Origin of the sequence: Anaeromyxobacter oryzisoli (assembly GCF_022690765.1) — a bacterium.
In the GTDB taxonomy this organism is placed as follows: Bacteria; Myxococcota; Myxococcia; order Myxococcales; family Anaeromyxobacteraceae; genus Anaeromyxobacter; species Anaeromyxobacter oryzisoli.
The window spans coordinates 1-1,235 of the sequence record NZ_JALCZA010000167.1; the positions used below are offsets into that span (position 1 = coordinate 1).

Annotated in this window: 1 protein-coding gene and 1 pseudogene; both read left to right on the plus strand. The window is 73.8% G+C overall.

Annotated elements, in window-relative coordinates:
* A pseudogene (locus MNZ27_RS23185) lies at nucleotides 1-201 on the plus strand (hypothetical protein); the annotation flags it as partial.
* Nucleotides 202-337: 136 nt separating this feature from the next.
* Nucleotides 338-1,235: DDE-type integrase/transposase/recombinase (locus MNZ27_RS23190; RefSeq protein WP_242396428.1), on the plus strand; the 898-nt coding region annotated here is incomplete at its 3' end.

Here is a 1,235-nt window from a genome sequence, read left to right on the forward strand (position 1 = left end):
GCGGCGGCGGGGTGGGCGAGCCTGCGCCGGTGGTCGAGGGCGGTTTGCGCGGGCCGGCTCTTTCCAGTGGTCCGGCAGCTCCCGGCCGATGCGACGCTGCGCCAAGTGGCGGCGCGCGCCGCGACGACGCTCGCCGCGTACGCTCCTGGCTCGGGAGGGCTCCCCATCGAGTCGGCCGCGTTCCTCGGGGCGAGCATGTAGGCCGAGGTCCATCGCGGCGGTGGCGCGGGCGGAGGCGATCCCACCATCGAGGATCCCTCCCCGGCGCCACGGCCGCCGGGCACTGCTCCTCGCTCGTCCTCGCCACTCCCGGCGAGGCGATCACGGAGGAGCAGAAATGGACGAGTCCACCCCGGCGGCGGCGCCGCCGATCCCCAAGACGATCCCGCTCGCGCCGAAGGACCATGCAGAAGCGATCGCGATCTTCCGCAGTGAGATCGTCGGCGCGCTCACCCGCAAGGAGCTCGACCGCGGCGAGCTGCGCGCGGCGCTCCGCGCGCTCTCGCAGGAGCGGTTCCGCCTGCCCGGCATCGACACGACGCGGCGGTACTCGGTTCCGACGCTCGAGCGCTGGTACTACGCCTACCGCGCCGGCGGCCTCGCCGCGCTCCGGCTCGCCCCGCGGAGCGACCGTGGCCACGCCCAGGAGCTCACGGCCGAGCAGCGCGACCTTCTCCTCGAGATTCGCCGCGAGCACCGCTCGGCGTCGGTACCGCTGATCCTGCGGACGCTCGTCGCCGATGGCCGGCTCGAGGCGGGTGCCGTCTCGCAGGCCACCTTGCGACGGCTCTACGTTGATCATGGCCTCGACCGCGTGCCGCTCCGCGAGGGCGGCGGGCAGAAGACGCGGCTGCGCTGGGAGGCTGCGAGCCCTGGCGCGCTCTGGCATGGCGACGTCTGCCACGGCCCGGCGCTCACGATCGACGGTAAGTCCAGGCCGCTCCGGATCCACGCCCTCCTCGACGACGCGAGCCGCTACGTCGTCGCCATCGAGGCGCGCCACACCGAGCGCGAGACCGACATGCTCGAGATCCTGGTCCGGGCGCTGCGCCGTCACGGGCCGCCCGACGTGCTCTACCTCGACAACGGCTCGACCTACATCGGCGAGATTCTCCGCACCGCCTGCGCCCGGCTCGGCATCTCGCTCCTCCACGCGAGGCCCTACGACGCGCCGGCCCGCGGGAAGATGGAGCGCTTCTGGCGCACGCTGCGCGAGGGCTGCCTCGACCACCTCG